This window comes from Cupriavidus sp. OTU4054, assembly GCF_038440175.1.
In the GTDB taxonomy this organism is placed as follows: Bacteria; Pseudomonadota; Gammaproteobacteria; order Burkholderiales; family Burkholderiaceae; genus Cupriavidus; species Cupriavidus pauculus_D.
Genome location: NZ_JASATF010000001.1, coordinates 401,440 through 426,233 on the forward strand (window position 1 = coordinate 401,440; position 24,794 = coordinate 426,233).

Genomic DNA, 24,794 nt, shown 5'->3' on the forward strand with positions numbered 1-24,794 from the left:
GCGACTTTTTTTTATTCTGTTTCTGCTGCGCGCTTTTCTGGTCTATACGACGATTTCGCGAATGCCGTCCGGCCTGCGCGCCAGCAGGTCGGCCAGGCGGCGTAATCCGCTCGCCAGCAGCAGCCGATCCGCCGCGCCGCCCAGCGAGATGCGAATCGCATTCGCGCGCTGCGATCCCACTTCAAATGCTTCCGACGGCGTGACACGCAGTTCCTCCGCGCGCGCCGCGTTGGCGAGCGCCTGCGACGTCCAGTAGCTCGGCAGCGTGTACCAGAGGTGAATGCCGCTCGGCGGTGCCTGTCCCACGCTCGATAGCAACTGCCGCGCGATGGTCTGCCGCGCGGCCGCTTCGCGCCGGATGCCGCCGAGCAAGGTCTCTGCCGCGCCGTCGTGGATCCACTGCGTGGTCACCGCGGTCGTCAATGGCGCGGACATCAGCGCGAACGCGCGCAGCGCGGCGAGGACCGCCTCTTCGGCCACGCTCTCGGGCAGCACCACGAAGGCGGTGCGCAGCCCGGGGCTCAGGCACTTCGACATCGTGGAAACGTAGCAGACACGATCGGGCGCGATGCGCGCGAGCGGCGGCGGTGCGTCCGGCGTCAGCAGCCAGTACGGATCGTCCTCGACGATCAGCAGGTCGTTGCGCGCGGCGGCCGCGACGATTTCATGCCGGCGCGACTCGGGCATCGTCCAGGTGGTCGGGTTCTGCGTGGTCGGATTGAGGTAGACGAGCCGCGCGCGTGGCCCTTCCGCGCGATCGCGGCAGGCCTGCTCGAGCGCGTCGGGCCGCATGCCATCGGCATCCACGTCCACCGCGATGACACTGCGCCCCAGTTGCTCGGCCGCGAGCCGGACACCCGGGTAGGCCAGCGGCTCCGTCAGAATCGCCTCGCCGGGCTGCGTCTGCGCCAGAATCAGCGCCGCGAGCGCGGACTGCGCGCCGGGGCACACCATCAGCCGATCCGGCTCCACGGCGCCGAGCATCGGCGCGAGCCACATCACGCCGGCCGCGCGGTCGCTATGGCTGCCGCCGCCGAGCTGATACGTCATCAGCAGGCTCGCATCGGCGCGCAGCAGCACCTGCGACACGCCACGGCGCATCAGGTCGTCGAAGTCCACGCCGTCTGCCGGCGGCGGCACATTCATGCTGAGGTCCACGCGCTGCGCGAGCTCCACGCGCGGCGCGGCCACGAACGTCCCGAGCGCGCCGCGCGCGTCGATCAGATGCCGGCGGCGCGCCTCCGTGAGCGCGCGCGTGACCGTGGTCAGGTCCACGCCGAGGAGTGCGGCAATTCGCCGCTGGGGCGGCAAACGGTCGCCGGGCACGAGCGCGCCGTCGGCAATCGCCTGCTCGATACGTCCCACGATCTGCAGGTAGCGCGCCCCGCCGCCCGCACTGAAGCCAGTCAGCCAGGCAGTGGCGCCGTCATCTTGTATGGAAGTTTTCTCTCGCATGGGGCCAGGGCAAATCTGTTGCTTGTTGGTGGATTCCGGACGATTTGGTCGCTTGTATGGGCGTTGTCTTACCTTATCTTCCGCCGCGACATCCCGTATTTCCATACATTAAAACCCTCGTATGCGTACTTGTCCATCCCCGTCTGGCTCCGGCTGGCGGCGTGCCGCGGGCCTCGCGCTCGCTGCCGGCACCGTGTTGCTGCTCTCCGGCTGCACCATCGAGTTGCTCTCCCCCAAAGGCGATATCGGGCATCAGGCGAAAGACCTGATTCTCGTCTCGCTATTCCTGATGCTGCTGGTGGTCGTCCCCGTGATCATGCTCACGCTGATCTTCGCGTGGCGATACCGCGACTCCAACACGAAGGCAACGTACGCGCCGAAGTGGGCGCACTCGACGAAGATCGAAATCGTCGTCTGGACCATCCCGTGCGTGATCGTGGCGTTCCTAGGCTTCCTGATCTGGACCTCCACGCACAAGCTCGACCCGTACCGCCCGCTGGACTCGCAGGTGGAGCCCGTGGAAGTCGAGGTCATCGCGCTGAACTGGAAATGGCTGTTCATCTACCCGCAGTACGGCGTCGCCTCGCTGAACCAGCTTGCGATTCCCGTCGATACGCCGATCAATTTCAAGATCACGTCCGAGTCGATGATGAACTCGTTCTTCATCCCGCAGCTCGGCAGCATGGTCTACGCGATGGCGGGCATGCAGACCCAGCTGCATCTGATCGCCGATACGCCGGGCGTCTACCTCGGCCAGTCGGCCGCGTATAGCGGCGAAGGCTTCTCCGACATGCACTTCAAGACCTACGCCACCTCGCGCGCGGACTTCGATGCATGGGTCGCCGAAGCCAGGCGCTCGTCCACGCCGCTGACCGAGTCGGTCTACCGCGCGCTGGAAAAGCCCAGCACCAGGGACCCCGTCACGATGTATTCGACCGTGGCGCCCGCGCTGTTCGCCGGGACCGTCGACAAGTACATGAAGGATGCCGACCCTGTCTGCCGCACCGACAGCACGGCTTCGCTGCAGGCCTTCAATGCCATTACCAATCCTGTCCCCCGCGCGGCCGCGACCGGCAGCGTGACGGAGTAACCAGCCATGTTGGGCAAACTCAATCTAGAAGCCATTCCGTACCACGAGCCGATCATCATGGTCACGCTCGCCGTGGTGCTGCTCGGCGGCGCCACGCTGCTCGGCGCGGTCACGTACTTCGGCAAGTGGAAATACCTCTGGACCGAGTGGATCACCTCGGTCGATCACAAGAAGATCGGCGTGATGTACATCATCCTCGCGCTGGTCATGCTGCTGCGCGGCTTTGCCGACGCGATCATGATGCGCCTGCAGCAGGCCATGGCCTATGGTGAAAACCTTGGCTACCTGCCGCCGCACCACTACGACCAGATCTTCACGGCCCACGGCGTGATCATGATCTTCTTCGTGGCGACGCCGCTGATCCTGGGCCTGATGAACGTCATCGTGCCGCTGCAGATCGGCGCGCGCGACGTGGCGTTCCCGTTCGTGAACTCGCTGAGCTTCTGGCTCTCCGCCATGGGCGCCGTGCTCGTGATGATGTCGATGTTCGTCGGCGACTTCGCGGCCACGGGCTGGGTCGCGTACCCGCCGTTGTCCGAGCTTGGCTACAGTCCAACGGTCGGGGTGGACTACTACATCTGGTCGCTACAGATATCGGGGCTGGGGACCACGCTGACCGGCATCAACTTCATCGTGACGATCCTGCGCATGCGCGCGCCGGGTCTCAACCTGATGAAGATGCCCGTGTTCACGTGGACCGCGCTCATCACCAACATCCTGATCGTCGCGGTGTTCCCGGTGCTGACGGCCACGCTCGCGCTGCTGACCGCGGACCGCTACCTCGACATGCATTTCTTCACCAACGAGCTTGGTGGCAATGCCATGATGTACGTGAACCTGATCTGGGTCTGGGGCCACCCCGAGGTCTACATCCTGATCCTCCCGTGCTTTGGCGCGTTCTCGGAAATCATCTCGACGTTCTCGCGCAAGCCGCTGTTCGGCTACTCCTCGATGGTCTACGCGACGTCGTCGATCGGCGTTCTCTCGTTCTTCGTCTGGCTGCACCACTTCTTCACGATGGGCTCGGGCGCCAACGTCAACGCGTTCTTCGGGATCATGACGTCGATCATCTCGATTCCGACCGGGGTCAAGCTGTTCAACTGGCTGTTCACGATGTACCGCGGCCGCATCCGCTACCACTCGTCCACGCTCTGGACCATCGGCTTCATGGTCACGTTCGCGGTAGGCGGCATGACCGGCGTGCTGCTGGCCGTGCCGGGCGCCGACTTCGTGCTGCATAACAGCCTGTTCCTGATCGCCCACTTCCACAACGTGATCATCGGCGGCGTGCTGTTCGGCTGCCTGGCGGCCATCAGCTTCTGGTTCCCGAAAGTGTTCGGCTTCACGCTCAACGAGCGCTGGGGCAAGATCTCGTTCTGGTGCTGGATGGTCGGTTTCTACCTCGCGTTCATGCCGCTGTACGTGCTCGGCTTCAAGGGCATGACGCGTCGAATGAACCATTACGCCAACGTCGACTGGCATCCGTACCTCGTGGTCGCGCTGATCGGTGCCTTCGTCATCGCGGCCGGCATCCTCGCGTTCCTGATCCAGCTGTACGTCAGCGTGCGCGACCGCAAGCAGAACCTCGACCTCACGGGCGACCCGTGGGATGGCCGCAGCCTCGAATGGGCGACCGCCTCGCCCGCGCCGTTCTACAACTTCGCCGTGGTGCCCAACATCACCTCGCTCGAGCAGCACTGGGACGACAAGGAAGCGGGCCGTGCCTGGAAGCAGCCCACGCGTTACGAGCCGATTCATATGCCGAAGAACACCGGCGACGGCTTCATCGTCTCGATGTTCGGCCTGCTGCTGTGCTTCGCGCTGGTCTGGCATATGTGGGCCGTGGCGATCGGCGGCCTGATCGGCGTCATCGGCACGTTCATCCTGCGCAGCTATAACCGCGACGTCGATTACTACGTGCCCGCGGAAGAAGTGGCCCGCATCGAGAACGCCCGCTTTGCCCAACTGAAGGAAGCCGCCTGATCATGAGCCAAGTCCTCTCCGTTACCGCCCATGGTCACGCCGATGACCATCATCACGACCATGGCCACGACAGCGGCACCACGCTGACGCTCGGCTTCTGGCTCTACCTGATGAGCGACTGCCTGATCTTCGCGACGCTGTTCGCGACGTTCGGCGTGCTCGTCAACAACACGGCCGGCGGCCCGACCGGGCAGCAGCTGTTCGAACTGCCGTTCGTGCTCGGCGAAACCATGCTGCTGCTGCTCAGCAGCTTCACGTTCGGCGTGGCGATGCTGAACCTGTACGCGGGCCGCACGCAACGCACGATCGCCTGGCTCGCCATCACATTCCTCTTCGGCGCGGGCTTCATCGCGATGGAGATCCACGAGTTCGCGGAACTCGTGCACCGGGGCGCGGGCCCCAACGTGAGCGCTTCGCTGTCGGCCTACTTCGCGCTGGTCGGCACGCACGGGCTGCACGTGAGCGCCGGCCTGCTGTGGCTGCTCGTGATGATGCACCAGCTGAAGACCTACGGCCTGGACGCCGTGACGCGCCGGCGCATGGCCTGCCTCAGCCTGTTCTGGCACTTTCTGGATCTGATCTGGATCTGCGTGTTCACCTTCGTCTATCTGCGGGAGTTCGTATGAGCACTCACACGCTTCACCCTGCCGGGCACGATTCGCATGGCAGTCTCACCGGTTATGTCATCGGCTTCCTGCTCTGCCTGCTGCTCACGTTCGCGTCGTTCGGCGCGGTGATGTACGACGTGGTGCCCAAGGGCATGGGCCTCGCGGCCATCGTCGTGCTGTGCGTTGCACAGTTGCTCGTGCAGCTGGTGTTCTTCCTGCATCTGGGGGGCCGCCCGGGGCAGCGCTTCAACTCCGGTATCTTCCTGTGCACGATGTTCGCCATCGTGATCGTGGTCGCGGGCTCGCTCTGGGTCATGCACAACGCGACGGTCAACATGATGCCGACGCACATGACGATCGAGCGGGCCAAGGCGAAGGACTGACGGAACCGAGCGGACGGGAACGGGGCGGTCTCCCCGCTCCCTCCTCTCCGTGCAAACCCTCTCTTCAGGAATCGTCTTCCCCATCCGTTGACCGCCTAGGGGCTCCTCAACACAGAGGCGCCACCGCAAAAGGAGGAAGACAATGTGGAAGCACCTCACGATCCGCGGCCAGCTGAGCCTCATGATCGCGTTCTTCGGGCTCGCGCTGGTCGTCGGCGCGGCCGCCGGCCTGCTGTCCATGCGCGCCGGGAATGAATCCCTCAAACAGATGTACACCGTGGATACGCCCGCCGTGGCGGATCTCGAAGGCAGCGCCGGGCAACTGCTGCGGCTGCGCCTGGCACTGGCCACCTATGCCTCGCTGACGGAACTGAACGACCAGGACGCCGCCAACGCAGTGCTCAAGCGGTTCGACCAGTACCTGAAGAACGCCAACGAGCGGCTCGAGCACTATGCCGGTCTGGCCAGCCCGGACGCCGAGGAGCAGCAACTGGTCAAGGACATGCAGGGCAAGCGCGACAAGTTCCTGTCCGAAGGCGTGAACCCGGCCCTGGCCGCGCTCAAGAACGGCGACCGGCAGGCCTTCCTGCAATTGCAGGCCCACAAGCTTCCCCCGCTCTACAGCGCGTTCGAGAAGGCCATGCTGACCCTCGAAAAGCGGCAACTCGATCGCGGCGCGCAACGCTACGAGGAGGCGCAGGCGCGCTTCAGGCTCGTCAGCTGGGCGGTCGCGATCGGCCTCGTCGGCGCCCTGCTGCTGGCGTGGATCGGCCGCGCGCTGATGATGCGCGCGATCGTGGTGCCCGTGAACGCGGCCATCGACCAGTTCCAGCGCATTGCGGCCGGCGACCTGACCGGCCGCGTCGAGGTGGTCAGCCGGAACGAGATGGGCCGCCTGAGCGCGGCACTGCAGACGATGCAGGCATCGCTGATCGACACGGTCGGCACCGTGCGCCATGGCGCCGAGTCCATCAACGTCGGCGTGCGCGAGATCTCGACGGGAAATACCGATCTGTCTCAGCGCACCGAGGAACAGGCGGCATCTCTCGAGGAAACCGCGGCGAGCATGGTAGAGCTGACCTCCACGGTCAAGCAGACCGCCGAGAACGCGCGTCAGGCCAGCGAGCTTGCGCAGGGGGCGTCGGGCCTCGCGGCGCAGGGCGGCGCGCTGACGAAGGAGGTGGTCGGCACGATGAACCATATCGTCAGCGACTCGCGCAAGATCGGCGAGATCGTGGGTGTGATCGAGAGCATCGCGTTCCAGACCAATATCCTCGCGCTCAACGCGGCGGTGGAGGCGGCGCGTGCCGGCGAACAGGGACGCGGTTTCGCGGTGGTGGCGTCCGAGGTCCGCTCGCTCGCGCAGCGCAGCGCGGGGGCGGCCAAGGAAATCAAGGGGCTGATCGATGCGTCCACGTCGCGCGTGGAATCGGGCGCCGACCTCGTGTCGCGCTCGGGCACGACCATGGACGAGATTGTCGGCGCCATCGCGCGCGTGAGCGACATCATGAACGAGATCGCCGCGGCCGCCGCGGAACAGAGCAGCGGGATCGATCAGGTCAACGTGGCCGTGACGCAGATGGACGAGGTAACGCAGCAGAACGCGGCGCTCGTGGAAGAAGCGGCGGCGGCGGCCGGCGCGCTGGAAGAGCAGGCGCACCGGCTCTCGGCCGCGGTGGCGGTGTTCCGGATCGAGGGCGGTGGGGAGGCGGGCCCGGACGCGGGACCACGCCATGCGGGTCGCGCGCGCGTTGGCGCATCCCTGCGCGCGTTGCCTGCCTGATGGGAGGGCTGCCTGCCTGCGCCACTAGTCCGCCAGCGGCGGCCCGAACACGTCGCACTCGAGATCGCGTTCGAATGCAACGATCCACGGCGCGCCGCCGGCCTCTGTCGGATAAGCGCGCAAATCTCCGCCAGCCACGGGCGCGACGCTGACGACGCCCCCCTCCTCCGCGACCTCGAAGTCCTCCCAGACAAACCCGTGCCGCGCGCAGGCGTCCGCAAACGCCTCGCGCGCGGCCAGCGGCATGTCATGCAGGCGCTGTCGGGCCATGTCTGACAACGGCGGGCGCTCAGCCCCCGCTCTGCGTAATGCGCTTCGGATTGACCGCGTAGTACGCGAGGATGAACGACGCCGCGAGCGCGAGCCCGGCCACCGCGAATGCGATGCACGTCGTGCCGGCGATACCGATACCGCTGTCCTTGTCAGACATGAAACCCTCCGATGGCTGGAATGGAATCTTTATCGTAGCAACGTACGGTGGAGGATTCAAACCGACCGGAGATTTTCCGCTGGCCCGAATCGCTGACCCGAAGCGCCGGCCCAGCGGCCCGCTACGGGATTGCCTCGGCTTCCGACTCAAGGGGGGATTCTTATCGGAAAGTGACAACTTTGCGATAATATCGACCCCTTTCGGGAACGCGAGAGACACGTGATTAGTTGGCGAAGTACTGTCGTCTGCCTGCTGGTGCTGCTCGGCCTGGCCCTGGCCGGGGCGAATATCCTTTCCTACCGGGACAAATTCGCGGCCAAGGAAGCGGCGGCAAAGCTCGTGGGCGCCTCGATCCAGTCGCCGCCGGCCGATGACGACATCGTGGACGGCAAGGCCGGCCTCGCCGAACGCTCGCGCCTGTATCGATTCCTCACGGACCTGGGCCGCGAGAAAGACCTGCACAACGGCACGCCGTACGGTGTCGTCATTCTCGACCCCGATTTCTATCGCGGCGTCTATATCAACAAACCGACTGACACCGTGCTGCCCGCCTGCGCGATCCAGCCCTTCGTGGTGCCCGCGCTCACAGGCATGCCGCTGCTAAGCCCGTTCTCTCCAGAGAGCGGCCAGTGCAAGTATGAATCGTACGGCTACCAGTACCTCGCGCCCCGGCAGCCGATGACGGGCGACGCATCGGAAGCTCCCTGCAAGCTCGCGCTCGCGCGCGGGTTCTCGCATGTTGTCGTGGTCACCAAAGAGAATCACGCGTTTCAGTCGAAGAGGATGGATTGTGCGACGTAGCAGTCTGGTATGGTCGGAGTCCGGAGCGAGCGCCAGTACCTTCGCAAAAAGCGGTTATATCGGATGCTCGGTCGCAACGTTCAGTTTTGCGATCGCGCTGTATCTCGCCCTCCGCGCGCCGGAGTTCGTGACGGGGCGGAATCCCGAAATCATCGACGCCGTGCTGGCGGGGACGGCCGCAAGCCTCTGCGCCGTCGCGCTGGCCTTCGAGTGGTATGAGCGGGGCCGGATGCAGAGATCCGACTGGAGCACCCTGCTGCTTGCGATGTGCGGGCTGCCCTGCCTCGTCTGGATTTTCGCCGGGCACAGCACGCTTGCATGGATCGCCATCGGTGCCGTCGCCATCCGCAATGCCGTCATGATCTGGAAGGCCAGAAGCCTGAACACGCTGGTCGCGCTAGTCGCCAGCGCGCTGGTCGGCTATTGGGCGTTCCTCCTGACCTACGTGGACGGGTACAAGACGCCGTGGATCCATGAAGGCGTGCTATCGGGTACCGCCCACGTGGACATGATGTTCCACGCCGCCATCGTCAACATGCTGACTGGTTTTGCGTCTGCATCGCTGGGCATCGACGGCGTCGCGCCGTTCCCCTACCACTTTGCCAGCCATCATCTGGTCGGGCTGTTATCCCATTTTCTGGGCGTCGGCGCACTGGACTTCTACGCAGTCATTTTCCCGTTGCTGTTCGTGCCGCTGTTTCTTCTCGCGATGTTCGTCTTCGCAATGGCGTTCCGCAACTACCTTGCACGAATCGGTGTCATGGATACCCGCGACGATGCCGATCAGGAAGGTTTCGGTCCGTTCTGGATTGCACTGCTCGTTGCGTTCATCGGACTGATTTCCGCCGGCTACCGCCGGGAGCTCGGCGTGTGGGACAACGTGTTCCATAGCGAATCTTTCGGCGTGGCCGTGCTCGTGGCCTATCTCGCCGGCGTCTGGCTGCTCGATCAGCTTGGCCGCAATCGTCCGCTTCGATTGAAGTGGTATGCATTCCCCGCGATCGCGATCTACCTGATCGTGCTGTGCTCGCTCAAGATCAGCGTTGGCGCGGTCGTCGGCTGTCTTCTCGCCTACGCCGTCCTGCGGCTGCCGATGACGTGGATGCAGCGCGTACTGGCCTGGCTGGCCATGTCGTGCGCGCTCGTCTACGGCTATGTTGCCACCCAGGTAGCCACGCAGAGCGCGGAGGCCGGCCCCGGCCTCCTGCACATGCTCAAGCCGTTTGCCTTCATTCGGGACGTCCTTCCCGAGGACCGCTGGGTAGCATCGTTCTTCGCCTTCTTCGGTCCGGCGCTCCTGTTCGTCGCGGTCAGGATATGCCTGTCGTTCTGCGGCAAGCACCGCCCGGCGCTGCGAGACGCGTTCAGGGCGCTCGGCGATCTGGAAATGATCGCCGTCCTCATCGTCATTTCCGTCACGCCTGGGCTGATGCTGTCGATCCCGCAAGGCGCCACCAACTTCTTCGCGGAAGTTTCCTACTGGTGGGTGCAGCCCATGCTGGCGGTAGTATTGTCCTCCACCATATTTACGGCCGTGCGGCCAAGGAAGTCTTAGGATAAGAGCATGTCGCGACTATCTGGCCACATTTATATCTTTCTCATGCTGGCGTTTACCGCCTACAGCCAGCTCGTCATGCGCTGGCAAGTCGGTGAGGCGGGCCCGCTACCGGCCACCACGACCGGCAAGGCACTCTATGTCATGCATCTGCTGCTGACCCCATGGGTGTTGTCGTCTATTCTTGCGACATTCCTGGCCGGTGTGAGCTGGATGCTGACGCTGACGCAATTGCAGATCAGTTACGCCTATCCGTTCGTGAGCCTGACCTATATCGTTGTGCTCATGGGCGGCGTATTTATCTTCGGCGATTCGCTCAACGCCTATCGCATCGTCGGCACACTCATCGTCCTGAGCGGCATTGTCGTGATCGCCAAGGGCGGCTAATACCATCAACTTTTGCGAGCCTAACGAATGGCACAGATTACAAGCGGAGTTCGCAGGGTTCTTTCCCATCCCGCCGTCTATGACGCCTTCCAGCTGTTCATGGGCGGCAACAGCACGCGAAACGATTTCGCCCGCGATTCGATTCGCGTGCGTCCCGGCGACAACGTCCTCGATATCGGCTGTGGAACGGCAGAGATCCGCGCATTCCTGCCCGAGGTCAATTACTGGGGATTCGATATCAGCGAAGCCTATATCGAGGCCGCCAGGAAGCGATACGGCGCGCAGGGCAACTTCGTCTGCAAGCTGCTCGATTATTCCGACCTCGAAACGTTACCGAAATTCGATGTCGTGCTTGGATGCGGCTTGCTCCATCACCTGGACAGCGATGCCGCGAATCATCTCTTCCAGCTCGCGAAAACGGCGTTGAAGCCCGGAGGCCGGCTGGTCACCATCGACCCCTGCTACGCCAAGGGGCAGAACCCCATCTCGCGTCTGCTGGTGAGCTACGACCGGGGCCAGAACGTGTTGACCGACGAGGGCTACGTCAAGCTCGCCTCCTCGGTTTTCTCGGACGTCACGGGCCGCGTCCGTCATCAGGCGTGGATTCCCTATACGCACTGGATCATGGAGTGCCGGGCCACCTGATGCTGCCCCGGGGTCGGATCATCATCGCTCCCGCAAATCAAAGCCCGCCGCGAGGCGGGTTTTTCGTTTCCGCTATCCATCGTGGGACGCCTACACATTCGTGAATATGCGATTGATCCTGCGCGCCCGCGCGTTAGCATCCGTTGATATCAGCTTGCAACGCCACTGACAAGGCAACCGTACATGCGATATCGACCACCGCAACCGCATGACCTGCGCAAACTCAAGCAGGATCTCAGCCGCACGGGCAAGAGCATGGCCGCGCTGTTCGGCCTCGCCGGCGACCATCAATGGAGAAAATACACGGGGGGTTCACACCCCCGTGAAATGGCGCCGCAGATGCTGTTCTTCGGCGTGGCGCAGCTGGTGCTTGCGCCCGAGGACATCGAACGCGTGTTCGCGCGCATGCGGGAGATCGGCGCCGAGGTCGAACCGGCGGGACCGCGCGAGGCGGGGCTGGCGTACGCGCCGGTTGCGGTGGGGGCCGCGGTGGAGGCTGAGGCTGAGGCCGAGGTTGAGAGCCGCAGCGAGGATGGCTGACGCTGCAAACCTGATAGTGCTTCGGCTTTGCTCCTCGGCTTGACTCCTCAGCATTGCTACCGGGCATGCACCCTCAGCACTGCCCCTTCTTCGCCTTGCCCGGCGGGCAGAACGATTCATTGCCATACGAATCGACCCGGCAATTCCCCTTCTTCGCCTGCCCGGGCGGACATCCGGGCCCACCGCCACCGGCATCGTCGTAGGGGGCGACCACGCATCCGCCCAACATCATCGCACCGGCAGCCATCATCGCCGCCAACAGATATCGCATCATCGTCTCCTCACCGATATGACATGGCGACGAAGCATATCGGACCCGCGGACGCGGGGATGTAACCAATGGTGAAGAACGCGCGTATGCGGCGTCATCCGACACCCGCGGCGGCGACGCGGCGCCCCTCCATGCATTTCCTCTCCCAGTCCCGATTGAACGAACACTCAAAGCAACGCTCGTCCGTGCATTCGACAGGCGTCGTCGACACAAGCGATACGAAGTCATCGTCCCCGTCGAACGGCACAAAGCCGTCCGGCCACGGACAGGTCAGCCGGCACAACACCCACATGGCTGTCGGCGCATCCTGATTCAATTGCCTGACGCGCACCTCCAGGGCCGAACCACATCGATCGAGCAGCCTTTCGATATCCTTCGCAAACATCCGCGGCAGATACCCGACGTAGGGGCTCTCGCCCTCGGCATCCGCGAACAGCTTGTAGCTGCACCACCGGCTCAGCGGATCCTTGATCAGCCAGAGCCGATCGCCCTCCACCAGCCGGCGCGCCGCCTCGATGCTGGCCGGTCCGGCCTCCCACAGGCCTCGCGTAAAAAACTCGGTCACATACTCACCTGTCGGCGTCCGCTCGGGCAACGGCATCGTCTCGAGTGAGTCGGTCACCTTGATCCCCCCGGAAATCCCGAGCTCAGCCATCGCATCGGGCGCATCGAGGCCCATCCACTTCAGAAACCGCGGATAGTCGGGCCGAGACTTGCGCATCCGTCGAATCGACATATCAGGTGGGAGCTCCGGCCAATATTGCACGCGATCGACCTTGGCCTTGCATTCGAACGGCAACAGATATCCGGACCGCCGCACGCCGCGCGTGTAGGAAAAGTGGTACGCGCTGCCGTCCCAGTCCAGTCGCGCCACCACCATGCGTTCGCGCGTCTCGTAACTTCGCCAGGACAGGAAAATGGTTTTCATTCGATATCTCCAATCGGAAGTGCACCGCGCCGAACCTTGGTCGCGTTGAAGAAACCAGACCAAGATAGACAAAAGGCCCAACGATAAGAATCGCCAGGCCTTTAATTTGTGACCGCTGCTCTACGGTGTGACAGCGGTGGTGCGTACGACTTCTACGATCGGCAGGCTATCCTGGCCCAGCAGCACGCATAATTGAGGTGAGCCGAACAAACTCGCTGGAGCATACGAATGGAACCGAAGAAGGGAGAAATGCTGTCGAAGATGCTGCTGCTCGTGACGCAGCAGTTCGACGGCAAGTACGACAAGGCCGGCAAGCCGTACGTACTGCATCTGCTGAAGGTGATGCACAACGCGAAGACCGAGGATGAGGAATTGCAGTGCATCGCGCTCGGGCACGACCTGCTCGAGGACACGACTACGACGCCCGTCGATCTGACGACCATGGGGTTCAGCGAACGCGTCATCACCGCGATCATGAATCTGACGAAGCGGAAGGACGAATCCGAGGACGAGTATCTCGCGCGTGTCATGCGCTCCCGCGACTCCATCATCGTCAAGCTCGCCGATCTGCGTCACAACAGCGACATCCGCCGCCTGAAGGACCTGCGCGAGAAGGACTTCGAGCGCATGCAGAAATACCACCGGATGTACCTGACCCTCTCCGCAGCACTGGAATCCGGAGCACCAGCACGAGTGAATCAGACCTGATCGAGCGCTTGGCCGACGAGCTCGGCAAACGCCTGAGCGTGATTTTGGAAGTCTTCCGAAATGGCCGTTCGATTCGCTGACGTCCAAAAGACAAAACCCGCCTGGTTTTTACACCAGGCGGGTTTTCAATTTCTGGTCGGGGCGAGAGGATTTGAACCTCCGACCACCTGCACCCCATGCAGGTACGCTACCAGGCTGCGCTACGCCCCGAAAGACAAAGATTATAACAGCAAGATTTAGCCGATGGCTAGTCACTTGCGCACGTTTTATCCGTGCTTCGCGATCTCTCTCAGTTGTGCGAGCAGATGCTGCACCTCGACCAGTTCGCCGCGAAGCTGATTGATGTCCACCGTCAGTACCGCGGCCTCTTCGCGCGGGGTGCCGTCCGGTTCTTCGATCTCTTGTTGCGCTGCCGCGCCGCCGTGATGACGGACTTCGTCGAGGCGGTTGCGGGCACCGTTGATCGTGAAGCCTTGCTCGTAGAGCAGCTCGCGGATGCGGCGGATCAGCAGGACTTCGTGGTGCTGATAATAGCGGCGATTCCCGCGGCGCTTCACCGGTTTGAGTTGCGTGAACTCCTGCTCCCAATACCGCAACACATGCGGCTTGACGGCGCACAGCTCGCTCACTTCACCAATCGTGAAGTAGCGTTTCGCGGGAATCGGCGGCAGCGTGATGCGCTCGCTGGATTTGTCCGTCATGCGATGGTCGTCTGAGTTCGGGAGGAAGATCGGTGCTGGCACGCGCGACGTCTAGACGTGCGCGTTGCACGGCACTGAAGGATACAGACTACAAATTCAGGGGGCAATCACGCGGAAGGAGGAACCCGCCGCGGCCATCGCACGGACACCGCCGTGCGATGTGGGTATCAGTTCGATACCACCGCCACGCCAGCGCGTTCCTCGACGAGACCCTTGAGTTTCTGGCTCGCATGGAACGTCACCACGCGGCGCGCGGTAATCGGAATGACTTCACCGGTCTTGGGGTTGCGGCCCGGACGCTGCGGCTTGTCGCGCAGCTGGAAGTTGCCGAAGCCGGACAGCTTGACACTGTCGCCCTGCTCCAGCGCTTCGCGAATAACGTCGAAGAAGGCTTCGACCATGTCCTTGGACTCGCGTTTGTTCAGACCGACCTGGTCGAACAGCATCTCCGCGAGTTCGGCCTTGGTCAGGGTAGGCACCTCGGTCGCGCGGGCTTCCGGCGACGCGTCATCGTGGGAGGGAGCGTGCCGGTCGCTCACCTCGCCCAGTCCTGCTGCATTCATGGAAATCGCGTCTCGGTCGTTCATCTTGCTGATTCTATGATCGCTCGTTGGCGTGGGCCCGATGACCACCGGTCAATGAGCCCAGCCTTCACAGGGAGTTCAGCCGCGCAGGCGGGCGTCGAACGCCGCGACCACCGCATCGACCATGCAGCGTACTGCCTGATCGACAGTTTCGTCCTGAAGCGTCGCCCCAGTATCTTGCAAGGTCAGGCGGAACGCAAGGCTTTTCTCGTCCGCGCCAATGGCCGCCGAAGCCGCCTTCGGACGGAACTCGTCGAACAGCACCAGGCTCTGGCAGTAGCGGCCCAGATCGGCCTTGTCCAGCGCCTCGCGCATGGCGTCGATCATGTCCTGCACGCGGACGGTCTGCTTGACCACCACGGCAAGATCGCGCACCGCGGCCGGGAAGCGCGAGATCTCGGTGTACGTGGGCAGCCCAACGTCGCGCAGCGCCTGCAGGTCCAGCTCGAACACCACCGGCGCCTGCGCCAGTTCGTATTCCTGCAGCCAGCGCGGATGCAGTTCGCCCACCACGCCCACCGCCTTGCCGCCGACGATCACGCGCGCGGCGCGGCCCGGATGCAGCGCGGGATGTGCCACGGCCTCGAAGCGCGGCACGTGCGGATGGAACAGGGTCTCCACGTCGCCCTTGACGTCGAAGAAGTCCACCGCGCGCGTCGGCACGCCCCACTGCTCCTCGAACGCGGGACCGTAGGCGATGCCGGCGGCGACCATCGGCTGGTCGTAACCGGCCACGGTCAGCCCGCTATCCACGGCCTTCGGATCGCGGTGGAACACGCGGCCCACCTCGAACAGGCGCACACGCGCGGCCTTGCGGTTGAGGTTGTAGCGCACCTTGTCCACGAGCCCGCCGATCAGCGTCGAACGCATCACGGCCAGCTGGCTCGCGATGGGATTGAGCAGGCGAATCGGGTTGTCGTTGGCGGCGAAGTCACGCTCCCACTTCTCTTCGACGAACGCGAAGTTGACCACTTCCTGATAGTCACGCGCGGCAAGCGCATGACGCACGACGTGCTGCGAGCGGCGGCCTTCGTTGGTCGGACGCATCTCGTTCTCGGCGACGGGCGGCCGCGCGGGAATGCGTTCGAAGCCATAGATGCGCGCGACTTCCTCGATCAGGTCTTCCTCGATCTCGATGTCGAAGCGGTAGCTCGGCGGCGTCACCTCGAAGACTTCACCGTCGGCACCCTGCGAACGCGTAAACGGCAGATTCAGACGCTGGAACACATCGGCGATCTCCGCCGCCGACAGCTCGATGCCGAGGATGCGCTCGGCACGCGCCACGCGCAGCGACACCGGCTTGCGTACCGGCAGGTTGACGATCTGGTCATCGACCGGACCGGCGGCGCCGCCGCAGATCTGCAGGATGAGCGCCGTGATGCGCTCGATGTGCTCGACCGTCGTTGCGTAGTCCACGCCACGCTCGAAACGATGGCCTGCATCGGTCGAGAAGTTGTAGCGGCGCGCGCGGCCCTGAATCGCCTCGGGCCACCAGAACGCGGCCTCGAGGTAGATGTTCGTGGTGTCGAGCGTCACCGCGGTGCTGTCGCCACCCATGATGCCGGCCAGGCTCTCGATCTCCTTGTCGTCGGCGATCACGCCCACGTTCTCGTCGACCTCCACCGTATTGCCGTTGAGCAGCTTGAGCTGTTCGCCCTTGCGGCCCCAGCGCACGTCGAGGCCGCCATGAATCTTGTCGAGGTCGAACACGTGGCTCGGACGGCCGAGCTCCAGCATCACGTAGTTCGAGATATCGACGAGCGCGGAGATGCTGCGCTGGCCCGAACGCTCGAGCCGCTGCACCATCCACGCGGGCGTGGCCGCATGCGCGTTCACGCCGCGGATCACGCGGCCCGAGAAGCGGCCGCACAGGTCGGGCGCGGACACCTTGACCGGCAGCCGATCGTCGATCGTCACCGCCACGGGCGACATGTCGGGCAGCATCAGCGTGGCGCCGGTCAGCGCCGACACTTCGCGCGCCACGCCATGAACCGACAGGCAGTCCGCCTTGTTTGGCGTGAGCTTGATCGTGAAGATCTGATCGTCGAGGTCCAGGTACTGGCGAATATCCTGGCCCACGGGCGCGTCCTCGGGCAGCACGAGCAGGCCGCCGGCATCCTCGGACAGCTTGAGTTCGCGCGCCGAGCACAGCATGCCGTAGCTTTCCACGCCACGCAGCTTGCCAACCTTGATCTCGAACGGTGCCCCGCCCGCTTCCGCCGGCGGCAGCACGGCGCCCACCATCGCGCACGGCACCTTGATGCCGGGCTTCACGTTGGGCGCGCCGCAGACGATCTGCAGCGTCTCGCCGGTGCCGGCATCCACCTGGCACACGTTGAGACGATCGGCATTGGGATGGCGCTCGGTGGCCAGCACATGCGCGACCACGATCTTGCTGAACGGCGGTGCGACCGGGCCCACCTCCTCCACTTCCAGCCCGGCCATGGTCAGGCTGTGCGAGAGCGCGTCGGTGGAGATTTTTTCAGGGTTCGCGAAGGTACGAAGCCAGGATTCCGAGAATTGCATGGCGCTTCTGTTCGGTAGATATCTGTGAGGTAAATGCCGGCGTCAGGCGAACTGACGCAGGAAACGCACGTCGCCTTCGAAGAACAGGCGCAGGTCGTTGATGCCGTAGCGCAGCATGGTCAGGCGCTCGATGCCGGAGCCGAATGCAAAGCCGATATAGCGCTCGGGATCGAGCCCCATGTTGCGCAGCACGTTCGGATGCACCTGGCCCGAGCCCGAAATCTCGAGCCACTTGCCGTTGCCGAATGCCATATCGATTTCGGCCGACGGTTCCGTGAACGGGAAATACGACGGACGGAAGCGCACCTGGATGTCGTCGCGCTCGAAGAACTTGCGCAGGAAGTCCTGATACACGCCCTTCAGGTCCGCGAAGCTGATGTTCTCGCCGATCCACAGGCCTTCCACCTGATTGAACATCGGCGAGTGTGTGGCATCGCTATCGACGCGATACGTGCGGCCCGGGCAGATGACCTTGATTGGCGGCATAGCCTTGCCGGCGTACTTCTGCACGTGCATGCGCGCGTAGCGGACCTGCATCGGGCTCGTATGCGTGCGCAGCAGCAGGAGCTTGCCGTCGCTGTCGCGGCCATCGATGTAGAACGTGTCCTGCATCGAACGCGCCGGATGGTTGTCCGGGTTGTTCAGCGCCGTGAAGTTCATCCAGTCGGTTTCGATCTCGGGGCCGTCGGCGACGTCGAAACCGATCGAACCGAAGATCTGCTCGATGCGCTCCCACGTGCGCATGACCGGATGCAGGCTGCCGCGCGACACCGCGCGGCCCGGCAGCGTCACGTCGATCGCTTCCGACGCGAGGCGGGCATTCATCAGCGCATCGGCCAGCGCCTGACGGCGCGCCTGCAGCGCGGCTTCCACCTGCTGTTTGGTCTGGTTGATGCGCGCGCCTTCGGTCTTGCGCGCTTCGGGGTCGAGCTTGCCGAGCCCCTTGAGCAGTTCGGTCAGCGCGCCGGTCTTGCCGAGGAAACGTGCTTTCTCGTTTTCGAGCGTGGCGTTGTCGTTAGCGGCTGCGAAGGCGGCCTGTGCGTCGGCGACGATTTGATCCAGATCCAGGGACATGACGGCAAACGTGGAATATGTTGGCGCTACAAAATAAAAACGGGGCTCGGTGAGGAGCCCCGTTCTTACGTGACCTTGCGGTCGGTGCTTGCCCGGCGGCGTCTAGTGACGCTGCCGGAGCCGGCATCAGGCAACGGAGGCTTTCACCTGGTTGACGATGGCAGCAAAGGCAGGCTTGTCGTGAATGGCCATGTCCGACAGCACCTTGCGGTCGAGTTCGATCGAAGCCTTCTTCAGGCCGTTCATGAACACGCTGTAGGTCATGCCATGCTCGCGCGTGGCAGCGTTGATACGTGCAATCCAGAGGGCGCGGAACACGCGCTTCTTGTTGCGACGATCGCGGTATGCGTACTGGCCAGCACGCATGACCGCCTGCTTGGCGATGCGATAGACATTATTGCGACGGCCGCGGTAACCCTTGGCAGCGTCGATGACTTTCTTATGACGGGCCCGTGCGGTGACCCCACGTTTGACTCGAGGCATGAAGCTCTCCTTTCGTGATCGTTAGGGTTACGCGTACGGCATCATTGCGCGAACGGACTTCAGGTTCGTCTCATGGACGTCCTGAGTGCCACGCAGGTGACGCTTGTTCTTGGTGGTCTTCTTCGTCAGGATGTGACGCTTGAAGGCCTGGCCGCGCTTGAACGAACCGTTCGGGCGCGCCGTAAAGCGCTTGGAAGCGCTTTTCTTGGTCTTCATCTTAGGCATGAAAAACTCCAGCTCTATGACATGCATGCAGGTGGCCGGCTGACGCCAGCGCTTGTAAGACCCGCATCCACTTGTTTTTGTACGCCGGCCGGGAGGCCCGCGTACTGCTCCGCACAAAGCAACACCGGGATGCCGAGCATCCCGGTCGTCGCTTCGCACAGGAATTACTTCTTCTTCTTGGGGGCCAGCACCATCACCATCTGGCGGCCTTCCATCTTCGGCATCTGCTCGACCTGGCCCAACTCCTCCAGATCGCTCTTCAGCCGTTCGAGCATGCGCGCGCCGATTTCCTGGTGGGCCATTTCACGGCCGCGGAAACGCAGCGTGATCTTGGTCTTGTCCCCATCTTCCAGGAAGCGCTTCAGGTTGCGCAGCTTGACGTTGTAGTCGCCATCATCCGTGCCAGGGCGGAACTTCACTTCCTTGACCTGGATGATCTTCTGCTTCAGCTTCGCTTCGTGCAAGCGCTTGGCTTCTTCGTACTTGAACTTGCCGTAGTCCATGATACGGGCCACGGGCGGAGCCGCATTGGGAGCGATCTCCACCAGATCCAAGTCCTTGTCCTCAGCCATGCGCAGAGCGTCCATGAACTTGACGATGCCGAGCTGTTCGTTATCAACCCCTACCAGGCGCAACTCGGGCGCGCTGATCTCACGGTTGATGCGGTGACCTTTGTCTGTAGCGATGTTGCGTTACCTCAAGAAGACAAAAAAACAAGCCGTGCTCGTCGCCTCAGGCTTTACTGGAGACGTCCTGTTGCAGACGCTCCACAAATGCGGATACGGACATTACGCCGAGATCCACATTGCCACGGGCACGCACGGCCACTTGATTGGCATCCCGCTCCTTTTCACCCACCACCAGCAGGTAGGGGATCTTTTGAAGGGAATGCTCGCGGATTTTATACGTAATTTTCTCGTTACGCAAATCCGCCTTGGCCCTAAACCCTTGTTTTTGCAAGAGTTGAACTACGTTTTCAGCATATTCTGCGTGCGAATCCGCAATGTTCAGCACGATCACCTGCTCAGGCGCCAGCCAGGCCGGCAGCGCGCCTGCGTGGTTCTCCAGCAGAATGCCCAGGAAACGCTCGAACGAGCCAAGAATGGCGCGGTGGAGCATCACGGGGCGCTTGCGCGAATTGTCTTCGGAGACGTATTCGGCATCCAGGCGCTCCGGCAGCACGAGGTCGAGCTGGAGCGTGCCGCATTGCCACGAGCGGCCGATCGCGTCCTTGATGTGGTACTCGACCTTCGGGCCGTAGAACGCGCCCTCGCCCGGCAGCTCTTCCCACTCCACGCCGCAGGCACGCAGCGCGAGGCGCAGGCCTTCTTCGGCGTGATCCCACGTCTCGTCCGAACCGGCCCGCTGATCGGGGCGCAGCGAGAGCTTGACCTTCACGTCCTTGAATCCGAAGTCGTCGTAGACCGAGAACGCGAGTTCGTTGAACGCCTTCGCCTCTTCCACGATCTGCGCTTCCGTGCAGAAGATGTGCGCATCGTCCTGCACGAAACCGCGCACGCGCATCAGGCCATGCAGCGCGCCCGAAGGCTCGTTGCGATGGCAGGCGCCGAACTCGGCCAGGCGCAGCGGGAGGTCACGATACGAACGCAGGCCGTGATTGAAGATCTGCACATGGCCCGGGCAGTTCATCGGCTTGATCGCGTAGTCGCGCTTCTCCGACTCCGTGACGAACATGTTCTCCTTGTAGTTCTGCCAGTGGCCCGACTTCTCCCACAGCGAACGGTCCATCACCTGCGGCGTGCGCACTTCCTCGTAGCCGGCGTCCGTCAGGCGGCCGCGCATGTACTGCTCCACGGCCTGCCATACCGCCCAGCCCTTCGGATGCCAGAACACCATGCCGGGCGCCTCTTCCTGCAGATGGAACAGGTCGAGCAGCTTGCCGAGCTTGCGGTGGTCGCGCTTCTCCGCTTCCTCGAGCATGTGCAGGTACGCGTCCTGGTCTTCCTTCTTCGCCCAGGCCGTACCGTAGATGCGCTGAAGCATCTCGTTGTTGGCATCGCCGCGCCAGTAGGCGCCGGCGACCTTCATGAGCTTGAAGACCTTGAGCTTGCCCGTCGACGGCACGTGCGGGCCGCGGCACAGGTCGACGAAGTTGCCCTCGCGATAGAGGCCGATCTCTTCGCTCGCCGGAATCGACGCGATGATCTCCGCCTTGTACTTCTCGCCCATCGACTGGAACAGCGCCACCGCGTCGTCGCGGCTCAGCACTTCGCGCGTGACTTTCTCGTCCTTGCGCGCAAGCTCCGTCATCTTCTTCTCGATGGCGGCGAGATCTTCCGGCGTAAAGGGACGCTTGTACGCGAAGTCGTAGTAGAAGCCGTTCTCGATCACGGGACCGATCGTCACCTGTGCATCGGGATAGAGTTCCTTCACGGCATACGCGAGCAAGTGCGCCGTCGAGTGACGGATCACGTCGACGCCATCGGCGTCCTTGTCCGTGACGATGGCGAGCGCGGCATCCTGCTCGATGCGGAAACTCGTGTCGACGAGCCGGCCATCCACCTTGCCGGCGAGCGCGGCCTTGGCCAGACCCGAGCCAATGCTCTGCGCCACTTCAGCCACCGTGACGGGGCCGGGGAATTCACGACGAGATCCGTCAGGCAGCGTGATTGCGATCATCTTGCACCTCTTGTGCTCTTGTGGAGACCGGCAGCTTATCAGGCGGCCAGCAAACGACAGACGAAAAAAAACGCGGCCAAGGCCGCGTTTTTCTTAACTTGCCGGATCGCTCCGGCTCGAAGGGCGTACCTCGACTACTGACGCTGTTCAGCGGTAGTAGTTCGCGGTGTCATAACCATGATGCCCCTCGATGTTGATGCTGCAGTTACTTCAGTACTACTTGTTCGTTGGTAGGCTCGATTGGACTCGAACCAACGACCCCCACCATGTCAAGGTGGTGCTCTAACCAGCTGAGCTACGAGCCTAGCGAAGACGCAAGTATAGCATCACTTTCTTTTCGCTTGCAACACCCCTTGTACATCTTCTATCAAAGAGAGTGCGCGCTGCAGTTGCGTGGCCTCCGATACCTCGGCCGTGAACTGCATGCGCGCGACGCCCTTGCTCGTCAGCGTCTTCACGCCCGTCACATTGATCTTCTCGCGCGACAGTACTTCCGAGATATCGCGGAGCAGACCCTGGCGATCGACGGCCTCCACGTGGATGTCCACCGGATACACGGCGTCGCTGCGCTTGCCCCACTCCGTCTGGATCACGCGCTCGGGCGCGCGCGACGACAGCTGCAGGAACGTATGGCAGTTGCGGCGATGGATCGACACGCCGCGGCCGCGCGTGACGAAGCCGACGATATCGTCGGGCGGCGCGGGCTTGCAGCAGCGCGACATCTGCGTCATCAGCGAATCCACGCCCACCACGAGCACGCCGCTCTTCGCGCCGCGCGCCACGCTCGTCGCGCGGCTCTTCTTGGTGACCGCCTCTTCCTCGCTGAACTGCGGCTCGGCCTCCCCTTCGGGATGCCGCAGCGCATGCTCGACGTGGCGCAGGCTGAATTCTTCCTTGGCCACCGCGGCGAACAGATCCTCGGGCGTCTTGAACTGCAGGCGCGTGGCGAGGTCTTCCAGATTCACCGCGGTCTTGCCTTCGCGCTGCAGCGTCTTGTCGATCATCGCGCGGCCCTGCGCGATGGTTTCCTGCGAGTCGAGCGCGTTGAACCACGCGCGCACCTTCTGCCGCGCGCGCGTGCTGGCGAGGTAGCCGAGTTCCGCGTTGAGCCAGTCGCGCGAGGGGCCGCCCTGCTTGAGCGCGACGATCTCGACGGTCTGTCCGTTCTTGAGCGGCGTGTTCAGCGGGACCATCGCGCCATCGACGCGCGCGCCGCGGCAACGATGGCCGAGGTCGCTGTGCAGGTAGTACGCGAAGTCGAGCGGCGTGGCGCCCTGCGGCAGCGCGACCACGCGCGCCTGCGGCGTCAGCACATAGATATGGTCGTCGATCGCCGCATGCTTCAGCTGCTCCCACGGCGAGTCCTCGTGGGCGACCGAATGGTCGGCATCGTCCTTCCATGCCAGCAGCTGGCGCAGCCAGGCAATCTTCTCGTCGTAGCGTTCGTTGGCCGCGAAGTTGCCGCCGTACCCCTTGGCGCCCGCTTCCTTGTAGCGCCAGTGCGCGGCCACGCCGTACTCGGCAAAGTGGTGCATCTCCTGCGTGCGGATCTGGACCTCGAACGCGCGGCCGTCGTCGCCGATGACCACCGTATGCAGCGAGCGGTAGCCGTTGGACTTGGGCCGCGAGATATAGTCGTCGAACTCGCGCGGGATGGGCTGCCAGATATGGTGCACGATGCCGAGCACCGTGTAGCAGTCCTTGATGTCGTCCACGATCACGCGGAACGCGCGCACGTCGTACAGGTCGGCAAAGTCGAGCTCCTTGCCGCGCATCTTCTTCCAGATGCTGTAGATATGCTTGGGCCGGCCGCTGACTTCCGCGCGGATGCCCGCCGCGGCGAGTTCCGACTGCAGACGTTCGATGGCCTGCGAGATATAACCCTCGCGCTCGATGCGCTTCTCGTCGAGCAGCCGCGCGATGCGCTTGTAGGTCTCGGGCTGCTCGAAGCGGAACGCAAGGTCCTCGAGCTCCCACTTCATCTGCCAGATACCGAGCCGGTTGGCCAGCGGTGCATAGATGTCGAGCGTCTCGCGCGCGACGCCGGGCAGCGGCATGGCCTTGGTCTGGGCGAGCCAGCGCAGCGTCTGCAACCGCGAGGCCAGGCGCACGAGCACCACGCGGATGTCCTGCGCGAACGCCAGCAGCATCTTGCGCAGCGCTTCCACCTGCTCGTGGCGCGCGGCGGCCTCGGTCTTCGAGGACTCCGAAACATCCGCCTGCCGGCTGTCGCGAACCGCCGCGATGGCACCGATCCGCAGCAGCTGGCGCACGCCCTTGACGAGCCCCGCTACCTCGTCGCCGAAGCGCGGCGCGATATCGGCCTCCACGCCATCGACGAACGCGGCCAGCGGGAACAGGCACGCGGCCGCGCGCGCGGCATCGTCCACGCGCAGGCCATCGAGAATGCGCAGCATGCCCTCGGCATGCGACAGCACGGTCTCGCCGGTGGGCAGGTGCGCGGGTGGGCTACCCTCGGGCTCGCCGCGCTCGCGCACATAGGCGAGCGCGCGCTCCACCAGGTGGGCATCGGGGACGCCCGCCGTCTGGCTCGTGAGGTCGGTCGACGTCACCATTTGCTGCCACTCCGCGTTACTTCAGCGCCGCGGTCACCACGACTTCGATCAGATAGTCGGGATTCGCGAGCCGCGCTTCCACGGTGGCGCGCGGCGGCGTGTTGCCCTGCGCGACCCATGCATCCCACACCTCGTTCATCTCGCCGATACGCGTGATGTCGGTCAGGAAGATCTGGCACGAGAGGATGCGCGTCTTGTCGCTGCCCGCCTCTTCCAGCAAGCGGTCGATATGGCCGAGCACCTCGCGTGTCTGGCCGCGCAGATCGGCCTTGGGGTCGACCTCGGGCACCTGGCCGGCGAGGTAGACCACATTGTTGAAGACCGCATATTCCGAAAGGCGCTGGCCCACGTGGGCGCGCTTGAGGGCGAGGGCGTTGGTGCTCATGATTCGTTTCTGATTCAGTGTTGAAAATCTCGG

At 63.6% G+C, this 24,794-nt stretch carries 26 protein-coding genes and 2 tRNA genes; 11 read left to right on the forward strand and 17 right to left on the reverse strand.

Features of this window, described 5'->3' with window-relative positions:
• Positions 1-42: 42 nt before the first annotated feature.
• On the reverse strand, positions 43-1,455 hold the full coding sequence (locus tag AAHB16_RS02035) for an aminotransferase-like domain-containing protein (protein ID WP_342049943.1): 1,413 nt from the start codon (positions 1,453-1,455) through the stop codon (positions 43-45).
• Positions 1,456-1,576: 121 nt separating this feature from the next.
• Here AAHB16_RS02035 and cyoA point away from each other — a divergent pair, with 121 nt between their 5' ends.
• The 5 genes from cyoA (at position 1,577) to AAHB16_RS02060 (ending at position 7,302) form a co-directional block, all read left to right on the forward strand.
• Positions 1,577-2,545, forward strand: a complete 969-nt coding sequence (gene cyoA, locus AAHB16_RS02040; protein ID WP_150372083.1) for a ubiquinol oxidase subunit II — start codon at positions 1,577-1,579, stop codon at positions 2,543-2,545.
• Positions 2,546-2,551: 6 nt separating this feature from the next.
• On the forward strand, positions 2,552-4,528 hold the full coding sequence (gene cyoB / locus AAHB16_RS02045; protein WP_342049944.1) for a cytochrome o ubiquinol oxidase subunit I: 1,977 nt from the start codon (positions 2,552-2,554) through the stop codon (positions 4,526-4,528).
• 2 nt (positions 4,529-4,530) lie between these two features.
• A complete protein-coding gene (gene cyoC, locus AAHB16_RS02050; protein WP_150372085.1) occupies positions 4,531-5,154 on the forward strand; it encodes a cytochrome o ubiquinol oxidase subunit III in 624 nt (207 codons plus the stop codon).
• Entirely contained in the window at positions 5,151-5,519 is a 369-nt protein-coding gene (gene cyoD, locus AAHB16_RS02055) for a cytochrome o ubiquinol oxidase subunit IV (protein WP_342049945.1), read from the forward strand. The genes cyoC and cyoD overlap by 4 nt, the downstream gene beginning before the upstream one ends.
• Before the next feature lie 142 nt (positions 5,520-5,661).
• Entirely contained in the window at positions 5,662-7,302 is a 1,641-nt protein-coding gene (locus AAHB16_RS02060; protein ID WP_342049946.1) for a methyl-accepting chemotaxis protein, read from the forward strand.
• A gap of 24 nt (positions 7,303-7,326) precedes the next feature.
• Here AAHB16_RS02060 and AAHB16_RS02065 read toward each other — a convergent pair whose 3' ends face one another.
• Positions 7,327-7,572, reverse strand: coding sequence for a hypothetical protein (locus AAHB16_RS02065; protein WP_150372088.1), 246 nt, complete (start codon positions 7,570-7,572; stop codon positions 7,327-7,329).
• A 19-nt stretch (positions 7,573-7,591) separates the two neighbouring features.
• Positions 7,592-7,732 (reverse strand): hypothetical protein, encoded by a 141-nt coding sequence (locus AAHB16_RS02070; RefSeq protein ID WP_167468371.1) that lies wholly within the window; start codon positions 7,730-7,732, stop codon positions 7,592-7,594.
• Positions 7,733-7,951: 219 nt separating this feature from the next.
• Here AAHB16_RS02070 and AAHB16_RS02075 point away from each other — a divergent pair, with 219 nt between their 5' ends.
• The 5 genes from AAHB16_RS02075 (at position 7,952) to AAHB16_RS02095 (ending at position 11,660) form a co-directional block, all read left to right on the forward strand.
• Positions 7,952-8,533 (forward strand): hypothetical protein, encoded by a 582-nt coding sequence (locus AAHB16_RS02075; protein WP_342049947.1) that lies wholly within the window; start codon positions 7,952-7,954, stop codon positions 8,531-8,533.
• Positions 8,523-10,088 carry a hypothetical protein gene (locus AAHB16_RS02080; protein WP_342049948.1) on the forward strand — a complete coding sequence of 522 codons (1,566 nt, stop codon included), beginning with the start codon at positions 8,523-8,525 and terminating at the stop codon, positions 10,086-10,088. The genes AAHB16_RS02075 and AAHB16_RS02080 overlap by 11 nt, the downstream gene beginning before the upstream one ends.
• A gap of 9 nt (positions 10,089-10,097) precedes the next feature.
• Positions 10,098-10,475, forward strand: coding sequence for a hypothetical protein (locus tag AAHB16_RS02085; protein WP_150372091.1), 378 nt, complete (start codon positions 10,098-10,100; stop codon positions 10,473-10,475).
• Positions 10,476-10,502: 27 nt separating this feature from the next.
• Complete coding sequence (locus AAHB16_RS02090; protein WP_150372092.1) at positions 10,503-11,120, forward strand: class I SAM-dependent methyltransferase; 618 nt, start codon at positions 10,503-10,505, stop codon at positions 11,118-11,120.
• Between the two features lie 183 nt (positions 11,121-11,303).
• Positions 11,304-11,660 carry an XRE family transcriptional regulator gene (locus tag AAHB16_RS02095; RefSeq protein ID WP_342049949.1) on the forward strand — a complete coding sequence of 119 codons (357 nt, stop codon included), beginning with the start codon at positions 11,304-11,306 and terminating at the stop codon, positions 11,658-11,660.
• Between the two features lie 73 nt (positions 11,661-11,733).
• On the opposite strand, the gene AAHB16_RS02100 is transcribed toward AAHB16_RS02095, so the two are convergent.
• Positions 11,734-11,931 (reverse strand): hypothetical protein, encoded by a 198-nt coding sequence (locus AAHB16_RS02100; protein ID WP_150373807.1) that lies wholly within the window; start codon positions 11,929-11,931, stop codon positions 11,734-11,736.
• A 94-nt stretch (positions 11,932-12,025) separates the two neighbouring features.
• Entirely contained in the window at positions 12,026-12,859 is an 834-nt protein-coding gene (locus AAHB16_RS02105) for a hypothetical protein (protein WP_342049950.1), read from the reverse strand.
• A gap of 228 nt (positions 12,860-13,087) precedes the next feature.
• On the opposite strand from AAHB16_RS02105, the gene AAHB16_RS02110 reads away from it, so the two are divergent.
• Complete coding sequence (locus AAHB16_RS02110) at positions 13,088-13,567, forward strand: hypothetical protein (protein ID WP_150372094.1); 480 nt, start codon at positions 13,088-13,090, stop codon at positions 13,565-13,567.
• Between the two features lie 133 nt (positions 13,568-13,700).
• On the opposite strand, the gene AAHB16_RS02115 is transcribed toward AAHB16_RS02110, so the two are convergent.
• The 12 genes from AAHB16_RS02115 to AAHB16_RS02170 all read right to left on the reverse strand — a co-directional run bounded on the left by AAHB16_RS02115 (position 13,701) and on the right by AAHB16_RS02170 (position 24,761).
• A tRNA-Pro gene (locus AAHB16_RS02115) sits at positions 13,701-13,777 on the reverse strand.
• Between the two features lie 56 nt (positions 13,778-13,833).
• The gene (locus tag AAHB16_RS02120; RefSeq protein ID WP_150372095.1) at positions 13,834-14,268 is read right to left on the reverse strand and encodes a MerR family transcriptional regulator; all 435 of its coding nucleotides are present in this window, start codon (positions 14,266-14,268) and stop codon (positions 13,834-13,836) included.
• Between the two features lie 167 nt (positions 14,269-14,435).
• Entirely contained in the window at positions 14,436-14,855 is a 420-nt protein-coding gene (locus AAHB16_RS02125) for an integration host factor subunit alpha (protein WP_150372096.1), read from the reverse strand.
• Between the two features lie 75 nt (positions 14,856-14,930).
• Positions 14,931-17,378, reverse strand: coding sequence for a phenylalanine--tRNA ligase subunit beta (gene pheT, locus AAHB16_RS02130; RefSeq protein WP_150372097.1), 2,448 nt, complete (start codon positions 17,376-17,378; stop codon positions 14,931-14,933).
• A 42-nt stretch (positions 17,379-17,420) separates the two neighbouring features.
• Positions 17,421-18,452 carry a phenylalanine--tRNA ligase subunit alpha gene (gene pheS / locus AAHB16_RS02135; RefSeq protein ID WP_150372098.1) on the reverse strand — a complete coding sequence of 344 codons (1,032 nt, stop codon included), beginning with the start codon at positions 18,450-18,452 and terminating at the stop codon, positions 17,421-17,423.
• 126 nt (positions 18,453-18,578) lie between these two features.
• On the reverse strand, positions 18,579-18,935 hold the full coding sequence (rplT, locus tag AAHB16_RS02140; protein WP_092595867.1) for a 50S ribosomal protein L20: 357 nt from the start codon (positions 18,933-18,935) through the stop codon (positions 18,579-18,581).
• Positions 18,936-18,962: 27 nt separating this feature from the next.
• Positions 18,963-19,160, reverse strand: coding sequence for a 50S ribosomal protein L35 (gene rpmI / locus AAHB16_RS02145; RefSeq protein WP_011297448.1), 198 nt, complete (start codon positions 19,158-19,160; stop codon positions 18,963-18,965).
• 164 nt (positions 19,161-19,324) lie between these two features.
• Positions 19,325-19,846: a translation initiation factor IF-3 gene (gene infC / locus AAHB16_RS02150; RefSeq protein WP_150372099.1), complete on the reverse strand. Its 522-nt coding sequence runs from the start codon at positions 19,844-19,846 to the stop codon at positions 19,325-19,327.
• A gap of 46 nt (positions 19,847-19,892) precedes the next feature.
• Complete coding sequence (gene thrS / locus AAHB16_RS02155; protein WP_342049951.1) at positions 19,893-21,800, reverse strand: threonine--tRNA ligase; 1,908 nt, start codon at positions 21,798-21,800, stop codon at positions 19,893-19,895.
• A gap of 228 nt (positions 21,801-22,028) precedes the next feature.
• Positions 22,029-22,105 (reverse strand) — tRNA-Val (locus AAHB16_RS02160).
• A 21-nt stretch (positions 22,106-22,126) separates the two neighbouring features.
• Positions 22,127-24,376, reverse strand: a complete 2,250-nt coding sequence (locus AAHB16_RS02165) for a RelA/SpoT family protein (protein ID WP_150372101.1) — start codon at positions 24,374-24,376, stop codon at positions 22,127-22,129.
• Positions 24,377-24,392: 16 nt separating this feature from the next.
• Positions 24,393-24,761, reverse strand: coding sequence for a RidA family protein (locus AAHB16_RS02170; RefSeq protein ID WP_150372102.1), 369 nt, complete (start codon positions 24,759-24,761; stop codon positions 24,393-24,395).
• Positions 24,762-24,794: the final 33 nt, after the last annotated feature.